The sequence below is a fragment of the Acidihalobacter sp. genome, assembly GCF_037381185.1.
Classification (GTDB): Bacteria; Pseudomonadota; Gammaproteobacteria; order DSM-5130; family Acidihalobacteraceae; genus Acidihalobacter_A.
Map to the genome: position 1 here is coordinate 18,268 of NZ_JARRQY010000051.1, position 20,237 is coordinate 38,504.

Below are 20,237 nucleotides of genomic sequence, written 5' to 3' on the forward strand. Positions count from 1 at the left end.
GGGAATCAGTCGGCCTGCGGCGGAACCACGCGGGGCGCGCCTTCCCCGTCGACGGCCACATAGGTCAGCGTGGCCTCGGAGACCTGAATGAATTCCGGATCCTGCAGCCCGCGGTGGACGTAGACCTCGACTCCGATCTTCATCGACGTCCGGCCGACGCCCAGCAGTTTGGCGTACAGGCTGACGATATCGCCCACCTTCACCGGCTTCATGAACACCAGGTGGTCGACGGCCACCGTCACCACGCGTCCGCCGGAGCGGGCGACCGCTGGTATGCTGCCGGCGATATCGATCTGCGACATGATCCAGCCGCCGAAGATGTCGCCACCGGCATTGATATCGCCCGGACGCGCGGGGACTCGCAGCACCGGCTCGATGCCACCAAACAGTCCCTTGCCGTCTCTCATCGTTCATTCTCCTCGTACATGCGCGCCACATCCGCCTCGTGTTGGGCGAGGATGCGTACGCGCTTGAGTTTCTGGGTGGGTGTCACCAAACCATCCTCGATCGTCCATGGCTCCTGCAACAGAGTGATCCGGCGAACCTGCGCGTAACCTGGAAAGTCGTGCAGGGCGCGCGCCATGCGCTGCAGCACCCGACGCTCGATGTAGCGGTCCCGAAGCACCGCGGGATCCTGGGGGTCGGCATCGCATTCGCGCGCGAACACCGGCCACGCCTCCTCGCCGAGCACGACCAGCGCGGCAAGATACGGCTTACCCTCACCGACAATCAACACCTGGTCGAACAAATCGTCCAGGCCGATGGCGATCTCCATTTCCACCGGTGACACTTTCTCGCCATTGGCGAGCACGATGATGTCCTTGAGCCGGCCGGTGATGAAATGACGCCCGTCCCCGTCCTTGCGCGCCTGATCGCCGGTATGCAGCCAGCCATCGGCGTCGATCGCCGCGCGAGTCGCTTCCTCGTTGGCCCAGTATCCCATCATCACGTTCGGCCCGCGGACCAGCAATTCGTCATTCGGCCCGATTTGGGTCTCGACGCCGCGCAGCGCCGGCCCGATGCTCTCAGGCACGTTGTTGTCCGGCAGATTGACGCTAACCACCGGACTTGCCTCGGTCAAACCGTAGCCCTGGAGCAAAGGCACACCGAGACCGGTGAATTCACGCGCCAGTTCCGGCGCCAACGGCGCACCGCCGCAGATCGCGAAACGCAACCGACCGCCGAGGCGCGCCCGCAGCTTGCCGCCGACGATACGGTCCAGGGCCGGTCCCAACACGTGCGTCAGCCGCCAGCGTCCACGCCCCTGGGCGCGTTCGTAACGCTGCCATCCGACCCGCACCGCACCGGTGAACAGGCTCCGCGACAGCGCGCCCTGCTGTTCCAGGCTCTTGCGCAAACGACTATGCACGCGTTCATACACGCGCGGCACGGAAATCAGCACGGTCGGTCTGACCGCCTGCAGATCTTCGCCCAACTGCTGCACGGAACGCGCATATGCGACCCGGGCACCGCACACCATAGGCAGGTAATAGCCGCCGGTACGTTCCAGGGTATGCGACAGCGGCAGAAAGGACAGAAATATGTCGTCCGGCGTGATGTCCGCCACATACGAGGCCGCGAAGGCATTCTCGAGCATGTTCCGGTGGCTGAGCATGACCCCTTTGGGGCGCCCGGCCGTACCCGAGGTGTACACGATGCTGGCCAGTTCGTCCGGATCGGCGGTCGAGCGCTCGGGCTGACCATGGCAGCCGAAGCTCCAGGCGGCAAAGGACTCCAGATGCGTGTCGACGGCACCGTCCTCGGCTTCGATGTTGGCCAGGCTGACGATGCGCTTGAGACTGTCGAAACCGCCGCTGATCTCCTGCAGGCGGCGCCATTGCCGCTTGCCGTCCACCACCAGCAGCCTAGCCTCGGTTTCCTCCACAATGTGCGCGACGTTGTCCGGTCGGTCGTCGGTGTACAACGGCACGCTGATCAGCCCCAGCCCGAGCGCAGCCTGATCGAACACCACCCACTCGCGCGAGTTGCGCAGCATCAGCGCGACCCGGTCGCCGGGCTGCAAGCCCTCCTTGCGCATCGCCGCCTGCCAACGTCCGACCTCCAGCGACATCTCGGCCCAGGTCGTATCGAGCCAGCTCTGACTGCCGTTGTCGTAGTGACTGTAGGCGACGGCGCTGGGGCTGCGCCGCACCCGCTCGTGAAACAATCCACTCAGGTTGCCGGCTTCCTCTGGCCGGATCACGTCCGTACCTGCCATCCGCTCCTGCCTCTCCTAACGCGGGCGCGTCACCACTCGGCTGCCTTTTGTCGGTAGCCGTGCGCGAACCCGTAGATGCCCGATGTTATGCGTTCTAGTAGGAAACGGATTGTAACAGCCCCGTCATCCGCGTCCTATCTCAAGGGCGGACGCGGCGGCGACTCGACACGTTATGATGTACAGATGAAAACGCTCGCGCTCTACAACCTCAAGGGTGGCGTCGGCAAGACCGCTGCGGCCGTCAACCTGGCCAGCCTCGCCGCCGAACAGGGACTGCGGACTTTGCTCTGGGATCTCGATCCGCAAGGCTCCGCTGCCTGGTACCTCGGCTTCGACAGCGAGGACATCGGCGGCATGAAGCGCCTGACGCGGGGCAAAATCCCGATCGGAGACCTGATTCAGCCAACCCGCTGGCCGCGCCTGCATCTATTGGCCGGAGGGCTGTCGAGCCGCCGGCTGGAACAGCGCGTGGATCAGGACGACGAGTTACTCGAACGCTTGGCCGCGCCGCTTGCGGAGGACTATGCGCTGCTGGTTCTCGACTGCCCGGCCGGCATTCAGCCGATCAACGACGAAGTGCTGCGGCTGGCCGATGTGGTCGCCACGCCGATGATCCCCAGCAGTCTTTCGGTGCACACCTTTGGCGTGCTGGTGCAGCACCTGGCGCGCCAGCACATGCGCAAGGTCAGACTGTATCCCTTTCTAAGCATGGTCGACAGGCGCCGGCGCCTGCATCGCGAGCTTGTCGAGACCCTGCCACGGGAGATCTCCACGCTGCTTCGCACGGGTATCCCGTACGCGTCGATCATCGAGCAGATGGGCCCGCGCCGAGCCTTGCTGCAGGACTACGCACCACACAGCCCGGCGGCACTGCAGTACCAGGCGCTGTGGACCGAGCTTCGCAACCGGCTGGGTTGTTGAACGAACGCAAACGAGCCGGCCTTGCGGCCGGCTCGTTGCACTGTTACAGCTTCAGAGCTGCTTCTTGCTGAAGTACCAGTCGGTGTACTCGTAACCCTCGCTGGCGCGCTTCTCCGCGGCCTCGGCGGTCTGCGGCGGCGGCACGATCACCGCCTCGCCCGGCTGCCAGCCCTCCGGCGTCGCGCAGGCGTTGGTGTCCGAGGTCTGCAGCGCGGTGAGCAGGCGCAGGAACTCGGGAATCGAGCGCCCGTTGCTCATCGGGTAGTAGACCATCGCGCGCAGCACTCCCTCGGGATCGATGAGGAAGGTCGCACGCACCGCGGAGGTGTCGGCCGCGCCGGGGTGGATCATGCCGTAAGCGCGCGCCACATCCATGCTCAGGTCCTCGATGATCGGGAACTGGATGTCGACGCCGAACTTCTCCTTGATATTGCGAACCCAGGCGATATGCGCGTAGTTACTGTCGATGGACAGGCCGAGCAGATCGCAGTTCTTGGCCTGGAACTGGTCGTGCAGCTTGGCGAAGGCCATGAACTCGGTGGAGCACACCGGCGTGAAATCGGCCGGGTGGGAGAACAGGATGAGCCACTTGCCCTTGTAGTCCTCCAGCGAGCGCTCGCCATGCGTGGTCTTGGCCTTGAACGCCGGAGCCGGCTCGTTCAAACGCGGAAGTCCCGCTACCTGTGCCTGCTGTTCGTTTTCCATGATGCGTCTCCTTGTGTTTTGATTAACTGTTTCAAGCTTGGATGAACCGGCACTGATTGGCCGTTGGTGAGAATCATACTTAGTCCAATCTCTTAGGTATATAGATAATTTATTAATTAATTAAATTCTTATGATAGACAGCGACGATCAAGACCGGGCATTCACCCTCACCCTGCACTACGAACTCCGCCTTGAAGACGGCACCGTTTTCGACCGCAGCGAGGAAAGCGAGCCGCTGCACATCCGGCTCGGCGACGGTACGCTGCACCCCGCACTCGAGCGTTGCCTGGCAGGCATGACCGCTAACACGCACGAAACGTTTCATCTCACAGCGGAACGCGGCTTCGGTCCGTACGATCCGGAAATGCTCCAAACACTCGAACGATCCCTGTTCGGCGATGAAGCCATGCTCGAGCCGGGCGCCATGGTCGCCTTCGAGACCCCAACCGGCGACACCTTGGCCGGGCGCATCGTATCGGTGGAAGCGCAACACGTGCTGGTCGACTTCAACCACCCGCTGGCCGGCCATGACTTCGCATTCGAAGTTCATGTACTCGCCTGTAACTGAAATGCCCTTATCCCCAACCCGCGCGGGGTGACGCCGCAAGCCGCTTACGTTAACGTATCCGGATAATTCAAGCCGCGGACGTTGCCGCCGGCCAACTCCTATCCGAGCACTCCCATGGACATTCTTCTCGCCAACCCTCGCGGCTTCTGCGCTGGTGTCGACCGCGCCATCGAAATCGTCGAACGCGCACTCGAGCGATTCGGCGCCCCGATCTATGTCCGTCACGAGGTCGTACACAACCGGTTCGTAGTCGACGGACTACGCGCCAAGGGCGCCATCTTCGTCGAGGAACTCGCCGAAGTCCCCGACGGCGCGACCGTGATCTTCAGCGCCCACGGAGTTTCCCAGGCCGTGCGCCGGGAGGCCGAATCACGTGAACTGACGGTCTTCGACGCAACCTGTCCGCTGGTCACCAAGGTACACATCGAGGTAGCCAAATACGCCAGGGAAGGGCGCGAAGCCGTGCTGATCGGGCACCGGGGACATCCCGAGGTCGAGGGTACGATGGGGCAGTACGACCGCAGCTTCGGCGGCGACATCTACCTAGTCGATTCGCCCGAAGACGCCGCACAGCTCGAAGTGCGGGACCCGGAGCATCTTGCGTTCGTCACCCAGACCACACTGTCCGTCGATGATGCCCGCGCCGTCATCGACGCACTGCGCGAGCGCTTTCCCGCCATCGAAGGTCCCCGCAAGGACGACATCTGCTACGCCACCCACTGGCCGAAAAGGCCGACGTGCCGGCCTATCTGATCGACGGCCCCACCGACATCAAGCAGGAATGGCTGGAAGGCAAGCGGCATATCGGCGTCACCGCCGGCGCCTCGGCACCGGAAACTCTGGTGCGCGACGTCGTCGCCCAGCTTCAGGCCTGGGGCGCCGAGCGCGTGCACGAACAGCACGGCCGCGAGGAAAAGATCACCTTCAGCCTGCCGAGCGCGCTGCGCGGCTGATCGCCCTTATTACCGCTGCGCGCGCCGACGCGCAGCCGCATCGTGGCGCTGGCGCAGTTCGCGCAGCAGCGCTGGCGACACGTAGCGGCCGGCCTGGGGACCGCCGCGGATCACCCCGGTCCTGAGATTGACGATTTCCCCATTCGCCAGCCTGGCGGCCGGAAAGGCCGTGCAGGCCAGCGCCTGCTGCGTGCCCAGCGCCAGCCACGCACCGAGAGCACACAGCGCGATTCGTCTTGCCGACACGGCAGCCATCCGTCGATGCAATGACATACTTCTATCCTCCATTGCGCGCCCTTAACGCAGCTCGTCCCAGTTCAACCGCCCCGACACCAGCCCGGCCCGCTCGCGCATCGCCTTGATCTTGCCGCTGGATTGCGAGATGTATTTGACCGAGTGCTTGCCCGTCGGCATCAGCGTCACGCCGGACGAATAAACCCCGCCCAGATCGACGCCCACCGGATTGACCCCGCCGCTGGCCTGATCGCCGGCGTCGTAATGGCCGTCGTTGTTCAGATCGAGCACCGGCGTGTTGAAGGCGCCGCCGGTGGCGAAGTTCACCACCATGAGGAAGCTCTGCATGCCACCGCCGCAGCTGCTGGTGGCCGGCACGTCGGTGGTGAACGCCACCTCCTGGCCGAATACCCTCGGCGGGGTGATGACCCGCTCGCCCGGATCCGGCAGATCCATGTACCAACCGTCGACCAGGGCGAAATTCACCGGATGGGTGGCGATGGTCCTCACGTTCTCGGTCTGCGTGTCGCCGCTCGAATCGGTGTAGCTGTAAGTCGTGGTCGCTATCGTCTGAGCCCGCAGCTGGGAGCGTGTCAGCCATTGCGGACTGCCGACGCTGGTGGTGAGGGCGGAATCCGTGCCGTTATCAAGCACGCCGTAAAACGACTGCGTGTCCGTATCCGTCAGGTCCGGCTGGCCAAGCAGCTGACCGGTACCGAAGAACACCAACTGGCCGTTGGTACCCTCCGGCGCCTGCGAGACGGCGGGTGCGGTGGTGATCGGTTGTGGGTTGTTGTTCGGCCCCACCGCCTTGAACAGCACCCGGGCCGTCCAGTTCGCCGGATCGGGCGAGGACAGGTCGAAGCGCCACAGATTGCCCTGGAGATCGCCGGCATAGGCCCGGTCGGCCAGCCCGTTGCCCTGGACCGAAACCACGGTCGGGGTGGACAGCCCGTTGGCCAGGGACGACTTGCACGCCGCGGGCTCCAAGCCGCTGGACTGCGAACACAGATCGAAACTGTGGATCAAGGCGCCGGTCTGGGCATTCACCACATACAGATACGGCGAGCTGGCAGCGCTGTTGTAGCCGTTGCCGAAGATCACCACCGGCGTCGGCATCGGGGTTCCAGTCGCGTTGTCGATGTTCATCACCGCGACCTGGGGCTGGCTATAGCTCAGCCCCAGCTGCGCGAATCCCGGCGTGCTGTCGGTGATGTCCCACAACACATGCTGAGCCAATGCCGTCTGCGCGTCGCCGCTGGCATTCTGAATCGTCTGCTCGGGATGGGTCACGTCGAGCGCATAAATGCCCTTGCCGCCCGCATCCAGCCCGCCGACCAGCAGGGTGTGCCAGTTCACCTTGCCGCTGCTGGTGAACGGCACGTCGCCGGCGTTCGGCGAGCCGTCGACATAGAAACGATGGTTGGCGTTGTAGGTCGGTTCGCTCAGATCCGCCAGATCGCCATAGACGCCGGCGGGCACGAAACCGAACACCGGCGCGCCGCTCGTCGCATCGAAGCCGTGCAGCTGACCGTCGTTCGCGCCCACATAGACGATCGGCGCGCGCCCGGCATTGTCGGCGGCGAATGTCGCGTAAGCAGTATTCGCCGCGGTATAGGCCGCGACCGTGGCACTGCTCGAAGCGGGCGGCGCCGACAGCCCGGAAACCGCCGGCGGCGGCCCCACATAGAGCGGATTGCTGTCGACGATGTCGCCCAGCAGCTTGGAACGGTCGCGGAAGACCCCGCCGTTCACCTGTTCCTGGCTCTCGTCGCCGCGCAGATAATCGAGCACCGCCTGGCCGTAGGCCGCCTCATCGGTGAAGGCGGACTGCTGCGTCGTCGACAAGGAACCCCAGTATTGCTCCAGATCCGTCTGCTGGGCGGCATCCAACGAGGACCAGACAAACGGCGCTCCGGCATTCTTGGCCGAATTCCAGGTGATGATCGGCATGGTCTTCCAGCCGCCGTCGGCCAACGCGTTATCGAGCTGCGCCGCGCCCTGCCAAACGGCATCGGACGAATCGGTGTTGACGCTCAGATCGGAGTTGAGCGGGAAAGCGAACAGGTTGCCGGTCCAGTCGGCGTCGGGCGAGGTTTGCGAGCTGAAGCGGGCCTGATACAGCAGGGTGTTGCTCTGGATGCTGCCGGAATTGGCCGCCACCGCGGTGGTCGACATGTTGGCGGCCTGGATCTGGCTGAAGATGACCTGCATGTCTTGAACCACCGCCTGCGCGCTGGTGCCGGCGAAGTAGTTCTTCGTGCCGCCGGCGATGGCCAGGGCCTTGAGGGTGGCGGCGGCTGCGGGATTCTTGCTCGGATCGACGCCGGCGCCCATGCCCACCACATAGGTTTCGATGTTCTTCTCGCCCAAGGTCTTCAGTTTGCTGATGGCGTCGCTCAGCGCCGTGTCGTTGGTCGTCGCCAAGCCCAGCGTCTTGCCGGCGAGCACATCGGCCTTGAAGTCCGAGCTGGTGGTGGAAACCGTGCCGCCGCCGACCAAGTTGAATGTCGCCTTCACGCCGTAGCCATTGCCCGACACGCTGCCGAGCGGCGGCCAGCTGTCGCCGCTAAGATCCTCGGTCGGCAGACCGTCGGTGACCAGCACGACATAGCGTTTCACTGGGCAGTCATTGACCGTTGGCGTGCTGCTGTCGCTACTCTTGGTGAAATAAGAGTAAGCACCGGCGAGGATGCCCGCGATGGGGCTCTGCCCGGCCGACGCCTTGATGTCCTTGCCCTGAGAATTGTCGGTTTCGGGAGCGAGGTAGGGCGAAAACTTGTTGATGTAATGATTGATCTGGGAAATCGTCGCGGGTTGGCCGTTGACCCCGGCCGGCTTGATCGTCACCAGCACATTCCCGCTGTCGGCCGTGTCCGAGGCGCTATAACCGAAGCCGCGCAGCGCATCGATTGACTCGGGGGAATACGGCACGTAACCGGCATTGGTCGGACTGGAGGAGAACCCAAAATTGCTATACGTAGTGTACGAATAGTAAAGCTGGATATTGCCGCTGTTGTAATCAGACAGGGAAAAATTGGGCGGATAGGGCGAAGAGGGGCTCGGTCCACCGTAAACCATAAAAATATCGGGTAGTGAATCAGCGTAAAGCACATCGTTGATGTCCGACGCGTCCGAAGTGGCCTGCACCGCCATGTAGTGATCGCTGCTTATCCCGGACATCCCCTGCACAGCGGCCATCGAAGCGCAGTCGGATGACGCCTCGGATGTCGACGAGGCCTGATAACAGGGATTGACGACCCAGGCATTGGCTCCGGCAGGCAGGGGATCGGAATTATCGTCGGTAAAAGCGAATCCGTCGGTCGGACTCATGTAATAAACCCAGGTACTGCTCAGGCTCGGCTTGCCTGTCTGGTAGTCCATCAGACCGATATTGAACGTGGGCGCGTACTGCTTGATGACGGCCATGAGCGCCTGTTTGGCGACATTGAGCCGGCTCGGGCTGTTGTCGTATTGCGTGCCGGAGTCGGTGACGGTGTAAGGCGCCTCTCCGGCCGGGCAGCCGCCGGCGCCGGACTCGGGCGGCGTGAAACCGGCAGGCACGGTATAACAGGTCGGCGACGACGGACCGGAAAAGCCGCTGACCGCGCCGGAGCCGGTCATGATAGCGCCGGACAGACTCCCGTCCATGGACTGCGAATTGGTCAGCGCCAGCATCACCTGCGGCGGCGTGGGCTGGGCCAGGGTCATCGGAACATTGGAAATCACGACCTGCGGAGATGATCCGGCCAGAGCGACCCCGCTTCCCGACAGGCCGAGCGCGATCACCTGAACGGCGCGCAGAATCCAGCGTGCAAGACGACTGTGCATTAAGAGCACCTCAGCGCATGTGCATGTAGCTGTAGAGCGATTGAATGACGGAAACCGCGGTGTCGTTGCCGCCAGTGGCCATCGCCGTGGTGCGATAGATATCGACCACCGGCGCGCTGCCGCTGCCGTATTGATTCACCGACAGGCTGTAGCCGGAAGGGGTTGCGCCGCGGCCCTGATACTCGACGAAGAACTCCGGAGTATGCGCATAGACGTTGCTGCCGCCGCCGGCGTGGATGAGGCCCGCGGGAAAGCGCAGCGAGGGCAACGCCGTGGCCGAAACGGCATAGCTCGTACCGCCGTTCAGGCCCCAGGTCGAGTCCGCCACCGCGCTGCTGTCGCTCAGCGTGTTGGCGGCGCAAATCCGCCACGCGTTAGCTGGCGAGGTACAGCCGGAAACGAGCATCGGCATGCTCGGCAGCAGAGTCTCCACGGCATTGACGACGAAGTCCGCCGCGGTGGTCGCCCGCGTTTTCGCGCGCGTATTGCCGGCCATTTTTTCCTGCAGACTGACGCCGCTCAGCATGCTCACGCCCAGCAGCGTGAGAATGACCAGGATGAGCAGCGCGGTGATGAGCACATAGCCACGCTGCCTCGGGACACGTTGAATGAATGGCGGTGCGGCGCACGCTCCCTCGCCTATCCCGCTGAAAGGCCTCGGTCGCGGCGTTCCGTGCGCCTTGCAGTCCATCCCGCTCGCGCATTGCTTCAGCGCACCCCTCGAGACGATTTTACGAATACTCATGGCGCGAGATTCTCCAGGCGGATGACGCGGATCATGCGCAGATAACGCGGCTGACCCTGGCTGTCGGTATTCGCTCCCGCCTCGGTATGCGCGGCATCGAACAGCGGATTGAAGAAGGTCAGGGTGACGATGGCGCTGCGCGCGGCTTTCCAGTCGGCGGCGGTCATCTTGTTCGGCGGCAGATACTGCTGCACCGCATCGCCGTTCGGCGCCACGCCAATCTTGACCTGCAGGTTCTGCACGCCGCCGCCATTGGGATTGATGCCGCTCGTGCCCGAGGGCGACACCAGCGCATTGGTCTGAAAGAGGCCCTTGTCCGGCGTCGCGGTGCAGGCCAGCGAATGGGGACTGGCCTGCGTGTCGATCAGCTTGAACGTATTGACCTGCACCACGCTGCTGTTCTGGCCGAAACAGTTCGTCGCCTGCGCGGGAATCAGGCGCAACGAAAGCGTATCCGGCCCGGCCGCCGTGCCCGATGCCGACACCACCTGCCCCGCCGCCCAGGTCGTGTTGGCGGGAAATGCCTGCGCCCGGCTTGCGTAGCTGGCGCCGTAAGGGAAATAACCAGCCCCGCGCAGGGTGTCGCTGAGCACCGAGGCTGCCAGCAGCTGGTTGTTCTGCAAAGCCGCCAAGGCCTGCTGGTCGTTATAGCTGCGGCGCATGCCGAAAAAGATGGTGAACAGGCCAGCGAGCAGGAACAGGCTCAGCACCAGCGCCACCATCAGTTCGACCAGACCGATACCGGCTTGTGTACGGACTTGCATGGACGCGCCTCGACTCATGGCTGCACCACGATGCGATACCAGGTGGTGGACGGCGCGAGGGCGCTGCCGCCGGCACTGTCCTTAGAACGTTTTTCCGACCAACCCACCGAGACACGGAACACCCCGGCTTCGGTGCCGTTGCTGGCGATATGCGCGACGGCGCCGGGCAACAAGCCCAGTTCGCCCACGCCACCCCATTGCCGGAGATCGGCGGCAGCCATCTGCGGCACAGAACAGGGAGCGCTGTCGCAATCCGGCGCCGCACTGAAGCTGTCGATCAAGATCGAATTCGCGGTGGACAAGGTCACGGAAGCGCCCAGCGGCGTACCGGTCGGCTGCACGGTGGCGCTGAAAGGCAGGGCCACGTTGCGCCAATAGGGCGCATTGGCCGCCATGTAGGCCGCTATGTTCGACGCCTCGACCGCCGCCAGGGCTCGCACCCGAGAAGTCGCGGTACGGTCCAGACTCATCGCCTGCATACCGGCGATGCCGAGCAGGCCGACGGCGATGACCAACAGCGCCACCAGCACCTCGATCAGGCTGAAGCCGCGCTGTGCGCGTTTCGACATCATGGACAACTGGGCTCTCCCGCTGTGCGAATCGATATGCCCCCGACCGTGGACAGCACCGCGCAACGCCGTTGCTGCGCCGCGCCCGCCGCATCGTTGAGCACGAAGGTCTGCTGCACGCCGGGGGCAAAACCATTGCGATTGAAGGCGATGACACCGGGATTGCTCGCCGCGTTGGTCGCCAGCGTATCGTGGCCCTGCAAGGCCGCCTGCACCCGCAGCACATGGGTGATGTTGCCGGCAAAGGCCGGCGCGTAGACCACCCAGCCGCCGCTCCACTGCGTCGCATTCGCGCCGAGACAATCGGGAGCGGACTGCGCATCGGTGGCGCACACATCGACGTCGTGGCCGCGCTTGATCGCTTCGCTGCGCGCATATTGCAGATCGCCGACCAAGGCGTTCATCTCCGCCGCCATGCGATTGCGCGTGGTCACGCTGCGATAGGAAGGAATGCCGATCAGCGCGAAGAGGGCGACCAGCGCCAACACCACCATCAACTCGATCAGGGTGAAACCCTGATCGGCCACTCCTGCAAATCGCCATGAGAACAGTGGTCGTGCCGTCGTCAACACTCACAACCTCCCGATTATGCTGAGACAGGAACAGCCAAAGGTTTGCGCCGCCCGACTTCAATCGAACAGGGGCACCAACACCTACGCAGCGCTCAGGACGCATGAATAAAGGGCTGCGCGCACGATTTACGGCGTTGCGCGGTGCTCACTTCCTCACCCACCCGAATAGATAAGGCCCGCCTGAGCAGTGCTCTGGCATATGCGCCATGCGTCTGGCATCTCGACCTGCTCGCGCGTTTATTCAGTGTGTCTTAGGGCTCCCGACACGCGCAGTGTTTGCTGAATCTTTATGACCACGCCGAACGACTTCGGTTCCGCTCCATGAGCCTTGATTCAGAGAAAGCCGCCCGGGACAGGCGCACCGGAGTGCGGATGCAGGCGTTTATGCCCGCCGTTTTACAAATAAGGATAAGACGCTCCGGGAACCCTGAACGCCGGAGGTTTAGCAGCTTAACCGACAGCGGTAGTGTCCAATTTTTTGCGCACTTTTGTTGGGGCGGTGCTCAGGCGGTGGTTGATTCCAGGGTGGTTTCGAATAGCGGCTGCATGTTCAGATAGCGCCGTGTTCCCCATTTCGTTCCTGCGATGTGCCGCAATCGGGCTGCGCACAGCATCAAGGCCGACTGGCCGTCCGGGAACGCACCGTCATCGACGCACTGCGCGAGCGCTTTCCCGCCATCGAAGGTCTCCGCAAGGACGACATCTGCTACGCCACCCAGAACCGCCAGGACGCGGTGCGCACGCTCGCCGGCGACTGCGACGCGATACTCGTCGTCGGCTCGCCCAACAGTTCGAATTCAAATCGCCTGCGAGAACTCGCCGAGAAGGCCGGCATACCCGCCTACCTGATCGATGGGCCAAGCGACATTCGGCGCGAGTGGATTGAAGGGAAAACGCGCATCGGCGTCACCGCCGGGGCATCTGCCCCGGAAACCCTGGTACAAGATGTCACAGCACAGCTACAGGACTGGGGGGCCACCGCCGTTGGCGAGCAACGAGGCCGAGAGGAGAACATCACATTCAGTCTTCCAAGCGCGCTGCGCCAGTAGTAACCACATAACAAACGGCCCAAGGTTTTGGAAAGACTGACGGTGCCAACCGTAGCGCACTACAGCCGATCGGCGCGCCCTTTCACTGCCAGCATGTAGCAGCACTTCCGGTACCAGAAATGCCCTTTTGGCCCAAACCGTTAAGCGTAAAATTCCCGCACTCCGTGTCGTTGGTCTGCCCTGATCCGGCCAGCGGCGTCGCGGTCACGACATAACCTGACGCCGCATTTAAGCCAAGCGTCACACGATAATAGGGGCTACCACCGGTTGGCACATCAAGGGTCGCGGGATAGCCAAGCTGCGTCAGGCTATTGCTATAGACATTGTTTGTCGAAAAATACCTTTCTTCCCTGCTAGCCGCCTCGAGCAACGCAGTCTTGGCCGCAGTGCGATGTGTTTTGCGCACGTAGTTCTGATAGTTCGGATAGGCGAAAGCCACGATAATCGCGAACACGAGCAGCGTGATCATCAACTCGATCAGGCTGAATCCGCCCTGCCCAAGAGCAGGCGCCCCCCCACGCGAACACCCCCCTGCCGATCCGCCTCGCCTATACCCGATGCCTCTTGCGCCCATCACCTGTCTCATCGTCTGCCGCCCCCAAGAGGAATGAGCTTCACAGCCATCTCGCTCCGGGGTCCACTACCGAGCGCACCGGGTATTGGCACGGTTTCCACACGCACCCGCATGCCCGAACGCAGTCGGAGCGTTCCGTTCGATTCCTCCTGCTGCAACTCTTGACGCAGTTTCGGTCCCATTTGATATGCCCCTTGATCGAACACGACCAAACCATCGGACATATCCAACCCCTTCAGCGTCGCAATTCGGGATGCAGAAAAGGCAGACGCAGATAAAACCAGTGCGCCAATAGCGGCGATTGTCAGCAGAAGATGACGTAGCGTAAAGCTATCGCGGCTCGAATACAGCAGGAATGTCATCGTTGACCTCCGATCAACGCAGCTCACGCCAGCCCAATTTGCCGGTATTGAAACCTGTTTGTACGTCCTTGGTAATCACCCCCGCTACCGAGACTCAAAGCCATGACCCAGCCTGTACCTCCCGCCGAACATGGATCTGAGGACGGAATCGTCGTCGAGAAATATATCGAACGGCCGATTATCAACGGATTGTTGACCACCATCTCGCCCTGAGGAGTCCATGAAGACGGCGTGGCGATCGTTTGGTTAGGCGCAGTCCCGGAAAGATTATTAGTCGGCTTCTCCAGGTCCAGATAGAACCCCATGCTGCTGGCCCAATCGATGGAATTGTTGCTCAGCACACGCACGGTTTCTCCGTAGGTCTGGCTACCGCTCGTGTTGTCCAAACCCTGGAACATGATCGACTGCTGCGTCAAATCCGATCGGGTCAAATTATAGGTACTTGCCGGCGAGCCCTTGGTCACGAGATAGGAAAAGGGGCTCGAGCCGGTGAAATTGTGATCCCATACGCCGTATATGCTCTGAACGTGCGTGGTATCGGGCACGTTGTCACCGGTTTCGAAGTACTTGCCCGTACCGAAATAGAGTTCGACACCATAGCTCAAACCTTTCGGGTTCGGATTCGCGATAATCTTGCTCGTGATGGGCTGGGGGCTTCCTCCGGGGCCCGTTGCTTGAAACAACGGAGTGGGATTGCCGGTGCCGAACGTCGACACATGCCAGCTCGCGGCCGTATTACCGGTCAGGTCGAAACGCCAGACGTCGCCGCACAGGTCTCCGGCGTAAACGTAATCGGTAATGTGATCCGAATCCATATCGACCGGCGTCACATAAGCGATGCCGTTGGACTTGCTGCCGTTGCTGCAACTGGTCTTTTTGGTATTCAACTCCGCCAGCACATGCCCATCGGAAACGTCGAGGATGTACAGAGCCGCCGTGCCGGAAGCGCTGTTGTATCCATTTCCGACCAGAACCCCCCACTTGCCGTTGTGCAAGCGGACTATCAGCGGGCGCCCGAACGTATATCCCAGATCGCTTCCGCCGGCGCTAACGCCGAACTCCCACTTCACAATGCTGCTTGCATTGCTTTCCGAAAAATTCGCCGGGTTGGTCACGTCCAGCGCATAAATGCCCTGGCCGCCGGCGCCCAGACTGCCGACCAGCATGGAATGCCACGCCCCACCGAAGAACGCGTCGGTTTGCGACTGCTGTCCATCGACGAAGAATCGATGCTTGCTCGCCTGTACGTAATCCGGATTGCTCAGGCGCGCCGCGTTGGAAAACATCTGCGACGGCATGAATGCGAGCACTTCCTTACCGGTATTCGTAGCGTTGTTATAGGTCTTCGTACCAGTGGTATAGGTGTAGTTGCCCGCGGCGAAGCCGTGCAGAAAGCCATCATTTCCGCCCACGTAAACGACATTGAGCCGTTCCTTGTGATTGGCCTCGAATTGACCGTAATCGACGGTTGCGCTGTTTTCCGGCATCGTCGCCGAGCCATACAGATTGTCATGCCAGCTGTTGCTGAGGTTGTAATCGAAATCCGGCGCACCGACAAATGTCGGATTCGAGTGCACGATGTCGCCCAGCACATTGCTGCGGTTACGCAGGGTTCCACCGTTCTGCTGCTCGTTGGATTGATCGCCGCGCAGCCAATCGAGTCGGTTCTGACCATCCGTCACGCTTCCACCGTCTTCCAATGCGGTCTTCTCGGCCGTACTCAGAGGATTCCAGCGGAACGGCTCCCCGGAACCGGCCGTGCCGTTGTAGGTCAGCATGACTCGCCCCGTATTCCAATTCTGGCTGGCGAGGGAGGTCTCGGCGTTCCAGACGATACCGCAAACGTCACCAACTGGCTTGTTGTAACACGGGCCGGATAGCGCATTGCCATCGGAAATCCGGCTGGCGATGAATTGCCCGCTCCAGTCCTTGCTGTCGAATTTTGCCTGATAGACCTGACTGTTGGCGTTGACGCTGCCGACATTGCTCGTAGCGCCGGATGCCGTGCCCTGGCGATTCTCGATACGCTGCATGATGTCGTTGAAGGCGTTAACGATGTCCTGAGGCTTTTCCGCACTGAAGAACGCACCACGCGAATCCAGGGCAGCATGATAAAGATCGTAGACATTGGCCTGCGCAGAGCCCACCGACGGCCAGCTCGAGGTTCCCGTCGCGAACGCGTTGTAAGCAGGTGCCGCGTAGGTATCTCCGCCCCAGAGAGGATTCGTCAGCCACTTGCTCAGGCCAACGCCTACCGTATAGGTCACCATGTGCTGCCAGCTTGCCGGGTCGTTCTTCGGATTCCAGTACGGAGGGATCGTCACCGTCTTGGTCCCGTCGGTAACGTACTCGTCAGTCGAATACGGCATGTATTTCAGCGTATCCGAGTTGGCAAGCGTCGGCCTCAAATCCGTGCGCCAGAAATAAAACGCAATATCGGCAAGACTCGTACTATTGCTATCGGTGTACGGCGCTACCGGCTTATAGGTAGTGGTAGTGCCGGCGGGATCGGTCGGCAGAGTATGCTGGGTGCCATCCTGATTATTGTTGCTTGTTGACGGCCAGGGCGGCTGCACACTGCCATTCCACACACCATCGGTCATCACTATCGAATAGTTTTGCCGACAACTATACACAGGCGTGGTATTTGTAGTGCCGGGGTCATATTCGTAAGGACGCGCCGTCTCGTACATTTTTCCTGCGCGCGCCAGCGCGGCGCGCAACGGCGTTCCTCCGTTAGCCGGAAGCCGGGAAAGCCAGTGATAAAACTGATCCTTGTGCGTGCCGGTAAAACGGGCTATCGCATTGTTGACATTAACATCATCCCAGCCCTGGCAATGCGATCCGGAGAAATCATAACACTGCCCGTCTGTGTGATAGCCCCAGGACCAAGTAGGTAGAAGGGCGTAATACGAAAGCGTCTGCCAAGCGACACGCGTTTTGCTATTCAATTTCGCAAAAGCCAGCGTTGACGCGGACACGACCGAAAGGTTTCGTGTGCGGTAGAACGAATACCAGTTGGCAAAATTCTGTTTTTCCGCGGCAGTCCAGTTCCCATTCGAATATTGATGCAGCGTGTAATTTGCATCATTGTTTTTATTGCCGCTTCCATTGTAGGTGTAGTAATAAGCGCCGCCAGTCGGACCCACCGTGGATTGCCCCGTAGAGGCCGGATTGTAAGAAACCGTTGCGCGGTAATCGCTACTCAAATCGACAGAGCCACGCGTGTGGTCGAAACCATTTATCCAAGCCTGATCGAAAGTCGTGGATAACGCTTGACCACTTGCGTCAACCGGAGGGGTGTATGTAACAGACGGATTGTAGTAGAGGGCATTCCAAGTGCTCGATTTAAATCGATCCGTAGATGCACCACTGTTATTGGTTAGGCTATCCGGCACGTACGCCGACGCCATACTCCCCGAATCATCCAGCGTCAGCGTAATATTCGGCGGGATATTGGTGACCAGAAAAAGCGGGTCATTGGCGATAGAGTAAAGCGGCGCGGCGGACGCCATGGTCGTCAGCGCCATAAGGCCCGCCGCAGAAACCACCCGAACCAACGAACGAGCGTGCTTCCTTATGTAAGACATCGCCCCGTCCTCCATCACCATATTCTTCCAAAAAATTCTTGCGTCACCGCGACAGCTGCAGCGTTCCCGCCTACGCCGCGCGCGGTAAGCCGGTAATAATAAATATTGACCTGACTGCCTTTGCTGCCACGCTGGCTCGTCGGCGTCAGCGTTCCGCCGCTCGAAAGCACCGGCTGACTTCCCATCTCTTCGATGTACAATTCAGGGGCCGTCAAGTAGCCACGATTCGTTGCGGCCTTCACCGCATTCGCGTGATCGCTGTTGCTGCTAACGAGTTGGCCGTTCGAGAGATCCAGCGCCAGGGGCTTGGTTGCGAAATTGATGCCCGAATTCCAGCTGCCTGCCGTGGTACCCGAGGTCTGAATGCCCCAAAGCGAGTCCGAAACAAATTGCCCCGTCGGATTGGCGGTAATCTGTCCAGCAAGATTTGCCCCCCATACGGCCGGCGCGGCATCACCCGAACTCGCCGGAATCGCGCTGCTGCCTGCGGCAGAGGGAGGAGCCGTAAAATTGAGCGGAGCGAGCGGTTTGAGCAGATTCTGTTCCGCAGCCGCAAGCGCCGCATTTGCCGCATCCAACGCCCGCGTCTTGGTGCGCAGGTTCCCTGCCATGCGCTCCTGCAAACCGACACCGCTGAACATGCTTACGCCCAGCAAGGTAAGGATGACCAGAATCAAAAGACTGGCGATCAGCGCAAAGCCGCGTTGGCGTCTACCGCCTGCCGTCCATCCGATATTCATATTTCGCTTGGCCATCGCCGCCACACCTACTGGTTGTTCGGAGCGCTCATCAGGTTGACCACGATCGGCATCGCGATGGTGGCCGGTTGCCCCGGAGCGGCCTGCGGTTTGTTGAGCGGGTTGTCAAACACCAGGCGGAGACTGACGCTCTTGACGTTCGCCCAGGCCTTGTTGGCCGTGACTGTCGCTGCATTCATGTACCGATCAGCCGATCCATTACTGTTTGTATCTACACCAAACAACACCTGCATGGTGTTGACTCGGTTGACGAGGGGTTGAAATGCGGCGCCATTGGCGCTGCACTCAAGCACGTTAGCCTTGATATTTGAATCGTAATCAATTCGATAGATATCGGTTGTAGCGCCATTGGCCGATCCGCCCTGACAATTGAGCATGTGACCACCCGCGGCGGGGGCCACGAAACGAATCGCGAGAGCCTCACTAGTGACATTTCCGCCAAAAACAATTTGACCGGCAGTGGCGAACGTCGCATTCGACGGGAACGCTTCAGCACGAGTAAATGTCGTCGGGTTCGGAAAATAACCAGCCTGTTGCACTGTTTGCGCCAACATCGTTGCCGCAAGTCGCTGATTGTCGTGTAGACGCGAAAGATCCTGTTGCGTGTCATAGGACTGACGCGTACTGAAGAAAATGGTAAACAACCCCGCGAGCAGAAACAGGCTCAGCACCATAGCCACCATCAGTTCGACGAGCCCGACACCTCGCTGCTTGGCATATAACACCGTCATGGCATCACCACAGTCTGATAACTGAATGTGCCGGTTGTTGCAGTGGCCAGCGCTCCAGCTTCAGCACCTGTCGGGGCGTTCAAAGCCATGTTCTTTTCCAACCAGTTTACGGTCACCGTGCAAACCAGCGGCGCGCCCGCGCAGGCCACCGCCCCGGAGCCTTGCGGCAGCTGGGCAGCCAGACCCGCAGCCCAGCGCTGCAGGTCACTGGCAGCCATGGCCGCAGGCGCACAAACCGCGTTCAGACATGACGCGGTCGACGTCCCCAAACCAACCAGCGTCGCATTCCCTCCCAGAACCCCGCCACTGACCGACGCACTGGCAGCATTGGTACCCCAGTACGCGTTGTTCGCACGCATCATGGCAACCATGCTGGCTGCCTCCAGCGCAGCCACACTACGCACACGGGAAGTGGCATTGCTGTTAATCGCAAGCCCCTGCATACCAGCAATGCCCAATAGGCCAACCGCAATGATGAGCAAGGCCACCATTGCCTCGATCAAGCTAAAACCTCTCTGATGATCTATTCGTGGAATCATTGTTTGCAGTTCGAAGCCTGAATTGGCTGACTCTTTTGTATCTTCCCCGCACGGACACGCCCGACTGTGCTGATGACCGCACACGGCGATTCTACGTTCGACTGACCTTGGTTATCCAAAGCAACGGTCTGCCCGTTCGTAGTAAATCCATTTCGGTTGAAAGTAACAGCTGCGCCCGCAGCCGCATTCGATACAAGACTATCGCCCCCCTGCATAGCGGCTTGAATTCGCAATACGCTTGTGGCGTTACCACCAAACGGCGGGGCATAAACCACCCAACCATTGGTCCATCGCGTCGTATTTGCCGCAAGACAATTCGGAGCGGTCGGCGTAGGAGGTGAAACCGCCGGATTCGCGGGACACATGCTGACATCATATCCACGTTTGATCGCCTCGCTACGCGCGAACTGCAGATCGCCGACGAACGCATTCATTTCCGTCGCCATGCGGTTTGTCGTGGTGATGCTGCGATAGGAGGGAATGCCGATCAACGTAAAGACGGCGACCAGCACGAGCACCACCATCAGCTCGATCAGCGTAAAGCCCCGGTTGAC

The 20,237-nt window shown here is 61.2% G+C and carries 18 protein-coding genes and 3 pseudogenes; 4 read left to right on the forward strand and 17 right to left on the reverse strand.

Translation table 11 applies throughout. The features are described from left to right. Positions 1 to 5: 5 nt before the first annotated feature. Together P8014_RS16080 and P8014_RS16085 are read right to left on the reverse strand one after the other, a co-directional pair. A complete protein-coding gene (locus tag P8014_RS16080; RefSeq protein ID WP_337818341.1) occupies positions 6 to 407 on the reverse strand; it encodes an acyl-CoA thioesterase in 402 nt (133 codons plus the stop codon). Further along, positions 404 to 2,218, reverse strand: coding sequence for a long-chain fatty acid--CoA ligase (locus P8014_RS16085; RefSeq protein ID WP_337818342.1), 1,815 nt, complete (start codon positions 2,216 to 2,218; stop codon positions 404 to 406). Before P8014_RS16085 ends, P8014_RS16080 begins: the two co-directional genes overlap by 4 nt. 183 nt (positions 2,219 to 2,401) lie before the next feature. On the opposite strand from P8014_RS16085, the gene P8014_RS16090 reads away from it, so the two are divergent. Next, a complete protein-coding gene (locus P8014_RS16090; protein ID WP_337818343.1) occupies positions 2,402 to 3,139 on the forward strand; it encodes a ParA family protein in 738 nt (245 codons plus the stop codon). 51 nt (positions 3,140 to 3,190) lie between these two features. Here the strand turns inward: P8014_RS16090 and P8014_RS16095 are convergent, their stop codons facing one another. Next, entirely contained in the window at positions 3,191 to 3,844 is a 654-nt protein-coding gene (locus P8014_RS16095; RefSeq protein WP_337818344.1) for a peroxiredoxin, read from the reverse strand. Positions 3,845 to 3,974: 130 nt separating this feature from the next. On the opposite strand from P8014_RS16095, the gene P8014_RS16100 reads away from it, so the two are divergent. Then, positions 3,975 to 4,412 carry a peptidylprolyl isomerase gene (locus tag P8014_RS16100; protein WP_337818345.1) on the forward strand — a complete coding sequence of 146 codons (438 nt, stop codon included), beginning with the start codon at positions 3,975 to 3,977 and terminating at the stop codon, positions 4,410 to 4,412. Between the two features lie 114 nt (positions 4,413 to 4,526). Further along, positions 4,527 to 5,365 (forward strand): annotated as a pseudogene (gene ispH / locus P8014_RS16105) (4-hydroxy-3-methylbut-2-enyl diphosphate reductase). Positions 5,366 to 5,374: 9 nt separating this feature from the next. On the opposite strand, the gene P8014_RS16110 reads toward ispH (P8014_RS16105), so the two are convergent. From P8014_RS16110 to P8014_RS16140, 7 genes and pseudogenes are all read right to left on the reverse strand, one after another. Beyond that, complete coding sequence (locus P8014_RS16110; RefSeq protein ID WP_337818346.1) at positions 5,375 to 5,638, reverse strand: hypothetical protein; 264 nt, start codon at positions 5,636 to 5,638, stop codon at positions 5,375 to 5,377. 24 nt (positions 5,639 to 5,662) lie between these two features. Further along, on the reverse strand, positions 5,663 to 9,430 hold the full coding sequence (locus P8014_RS16115; RefSeq protein ID WP_337818347.1) for a PilC/PilY family type IV pilus protein: 3,768 nt from the start codon (positions 9,428 to 9,430) through the stop codon (positions 5,663 to 5,665). Positions 9,431 to 9,440: 10 nt separating this feature from the next. Next, a complete protein-coding gene (locus P8014_RS16120; protein WP_337818348.1) occupies positions 9,441 to 10,010 on the reverse strand; it encodes a PilX N-terminal domain-containing pilus assembly protein in 570 nt (189 codons plus the stop codon). 161 nt (positions 10,011 to 10,171) lie between these two features. Next, positions 10,172 to 10,939, reverse strand: coding sequence for a hypothetical protein (locus P8014_RS16125; protein WP_337818349.1), 768 nt, complete (start codon positions 10,937 to 10,939; stop codon positions 10,172 to 10,174). A 14-nt stretch (positions 10,940 to 10,953) separates the two neighbouring features. Further along, the gene (gene pilV / locus P8014_RS16130; protein ID WP_337818350.1) at positions 10,954 to 11,511 is read right to left on the reverse strand and encodes a type IV pilus modification protein PilV; all 558 of its coding nucleotides are present in this window, start codon (positions 11,509 to 11,511) and stop codon (positions 10,954 to 10,956) included. After that, complete coding sequence (locus tag P8014_RS16135; protein ID WP_337818351.1) at positions 11,508 to 12,035, reverse strand: GspH/FimT family pseudopilin; 528 nt, start codon at positions 12,033 to 12,035, stop codon at positions 11,508 to 11,510. The genes pilV (P8014_RS16130) and P8014_RS16135 overlap by 4 nt, the downstream gene beginning before the upstream one ends. A 548-nt stretch (positions 12,036 to 12,583) precedes the next feature. Further along, positions 12,584 to 12,724: pseudogene (locus P8014_RS16140) on the reverse strand (IS256 family transposase); the annotation flags it as partial. Between P8014_RS16140 and ispH (P8014_RS16145) the strand changes: the two are divergent. After that, positions 12,704 to 13,129: pseudogene (gene ispH / locus P8014_RS16145) on the forward strand (4-hydroxy-3-methylbut-2-enyl diphosphate reductase); the annotation flags it as partial. The pseudogenes P8014_RS16140 and ispH (P8014_RS16145) sit on opposite strands and share 21 nt — an antisense overlap. 82 nt (positions 13,130 to 13,211) lie before the next feature. Here the strand turns inward: ispH (P8014_RS16145) and P8014_RS16150 are convergent. The 7 genes from P8014_RS16150 to P8014_RS16180 form a co-directional block, all read right to left on the reverse strand. Beyond that, on the reverse strand, positions 13,212 to 13,715 hold the full coding sequence (locus P8014_RS16150) for a type IV pilin protein (RefSeq protein WP_337818352.1): 504 nt from the start codon (positions 13,713 to 13,715) through the stop codon (positions 13,212 to 13,214). After that, complete coding sequence (locus P8014_RS16155; RefSeq protein ID WP_337818353.1) at positions 13,712 to 14,065, reverse strand: hypothetical protein; 354 nt, start codon at positions 14,063 to 14,065, stop codon at positions 13,712 to 13,714. Before P8014_RS16155 ends, P8014_RS16150 begins: the two co-directional genes overlap by 4 nt. Before the next feature lie 23 nt (positions 14,066 to 14,088). Continuing rightward, on the reverse strand, positions 14,089 to 17,595 hold the full coding sequence (locus P8014_RS16160) for a PilC/PilY family type IV pilus protein (protein WP_337818354.1): 3,507 nt from the start codon (positions 17,593 to 17,595) through the stop codon (positions 14,089 to 14,091). 74 nt (positions 17,596 to 17,669) lie between these two features. Next, positions 17,670 to 18,410: a PilX N-terminal domain-containing pilus assembly protein gene (locus P8014_RS16165; protein ID WP_337818355.1), complete on the reverse strand. Its 741-nt coding sequence runs from the start codon at positions 18,408 to 18,410 to the stop codon at positions 17,670 to 17,672. A gap of 11 nt (positions 18,411 to 18,421) precedes the next feature. Next, positions 18,422 to 19,144, reverse strand: a complete 723-nt coding sequence (locus P8014_RS16170) for a PilW family protein (protein ID WP_337818356.1) — start codon at positions 19,142 to 19,144, stop codon at positions 18,422 to 18,424. Beyond that, positions 19,141 to 19,683 carry a type IV pilus modification protein PilV gene (pilV, locus tag P8014_RS16175; RefSeq protein ID WP_337818357.1) on the reverse strand — a complete coding sequence of 181 codons (543 nt, stop codon included), beginning with the start codon at positions 19,681 to 19,683 and terminating at the stop codon, positions 19,141 to 19,143. Before pilV (P8014_RS16175) ends, P8014_RS16170 begins: the two co-directional genes overlap by 4 nt. After that, a partial coding sequence (locus P8014_RS16180) for a GspH/FimT family protein (RefSeq protein ID WP_337818358.1) occupies positions 19,680 to 20,237 on the reverse strand: 558 nt, incomplete at its 5' end. The genes P8014_RS16180 and pilV (P8014_RS16175), both read right to left, overlap by 4 nt.

Bases quoted from the DNA above. Each gene is read 5' to 3' on its own strand.
- P8014_RS16080 (WP_337818341.1), bottom strand. From the start codon at position 407: ATGAGAGACGGCAAGGGACTGTTTGGTGGCATCGAGCCGGTGCTGCGA.
- P8014_RS16085 (WP_337818342.1), bottom strand. From the start codon at position 2,218: ATGGCAGGTACGGACGTGATCCGGCCAGAGGAAGCCGGCAACCTGAGT.
- P8014_RS16090 (WP_337818343.1), top strand. From the start codon at position 2,402: ATGAAAACGCTCGCGCTCTACAACCTCAAGGGTGGCGTCGGCAAGACC.
- P8014_RS16095 (WP_337818344.1), bottom strand. From the start codon at position 3,844: ATGGAAAACGAACAGCAGGCACAGGTAGCGGGACTTCCGCGTTTGAAC.
- P8014_RS16100 (WP_337818345.1), top strand. From the start codon at position 3,975: ATGATAGACAGCGACGATCAAGACCGGGCATTCACCCTCACCCTGCAC.
- P8014_RS16110 (WP_337818346.1), bottom strand. From the start codon at position 5,638: ATGTCATTGCATCGACGGATGGCTGCCGTGTCGGCAAGACGAATCGCG.
- P8014_RS16115 (WP_337818347.1), bottom strand. From the start codon at position 9,430: ATGCACAGTCGTCTTGCACGCTGGATTCTGCGCGCCGTTCAGGTGATC.
- P8014_RS16125 (WP_337818349.1), bottom strand. From the start codon at position 10,939: ATGCAAGTCCGTACACAAGCCGGTATCGGTCTGGTCGAACTGATGGTG.
- pilV (WP_337818350.1), bottom strand. From the start codon at position 11,511: ATGATGTCGAAACGCGCACAGCGCGGCTTCAGCCTGATCGAGGTGCTG.
- P8014_RS16150 (WP_337818352.1), bottom strand. From the start codon at position 13,715: ATGAGACAGGTGATGGGCGCAAGAGGCATCGGGTATAGGCGAGGCGGA.
- P8014_RS16155 (WP_337818353.1), bottom strand. From the start codon at position 14,065: ATGACATTCCTGCTGTATTCGAGCCGCGATAGCTTTACGCTACGTCAT.
- P8014_RS16160 (WP_337818354.1), bottom strand. From the start codon at position 17,595: ATGGCGCTGACGACCATGGCGTCCGCCGCGCCGCTTTACTCTATCGCC.
- P8014_RS16165 (WP_337818355.1), bottom strand. From the start codon at position 18,410: ATGGCCAAGCGAAATATGAATATCGGATGGACGGCAGGCGGTAGACGC.
- P8014_RS16170 (WP_337818356.1), bottom strand. From the start codon at position 19,144: ATGACGGTGTTATATGCCAAGCAGCGAGGTGTCGGGCTCGTCGAACTG.
- pilV (WP_337818357.1), bottom strand. From the start codon at position 19,683: ATGATTCCACGAATAGATCATCAGAGAGGTTTTAGCTTGATCGAGGCA.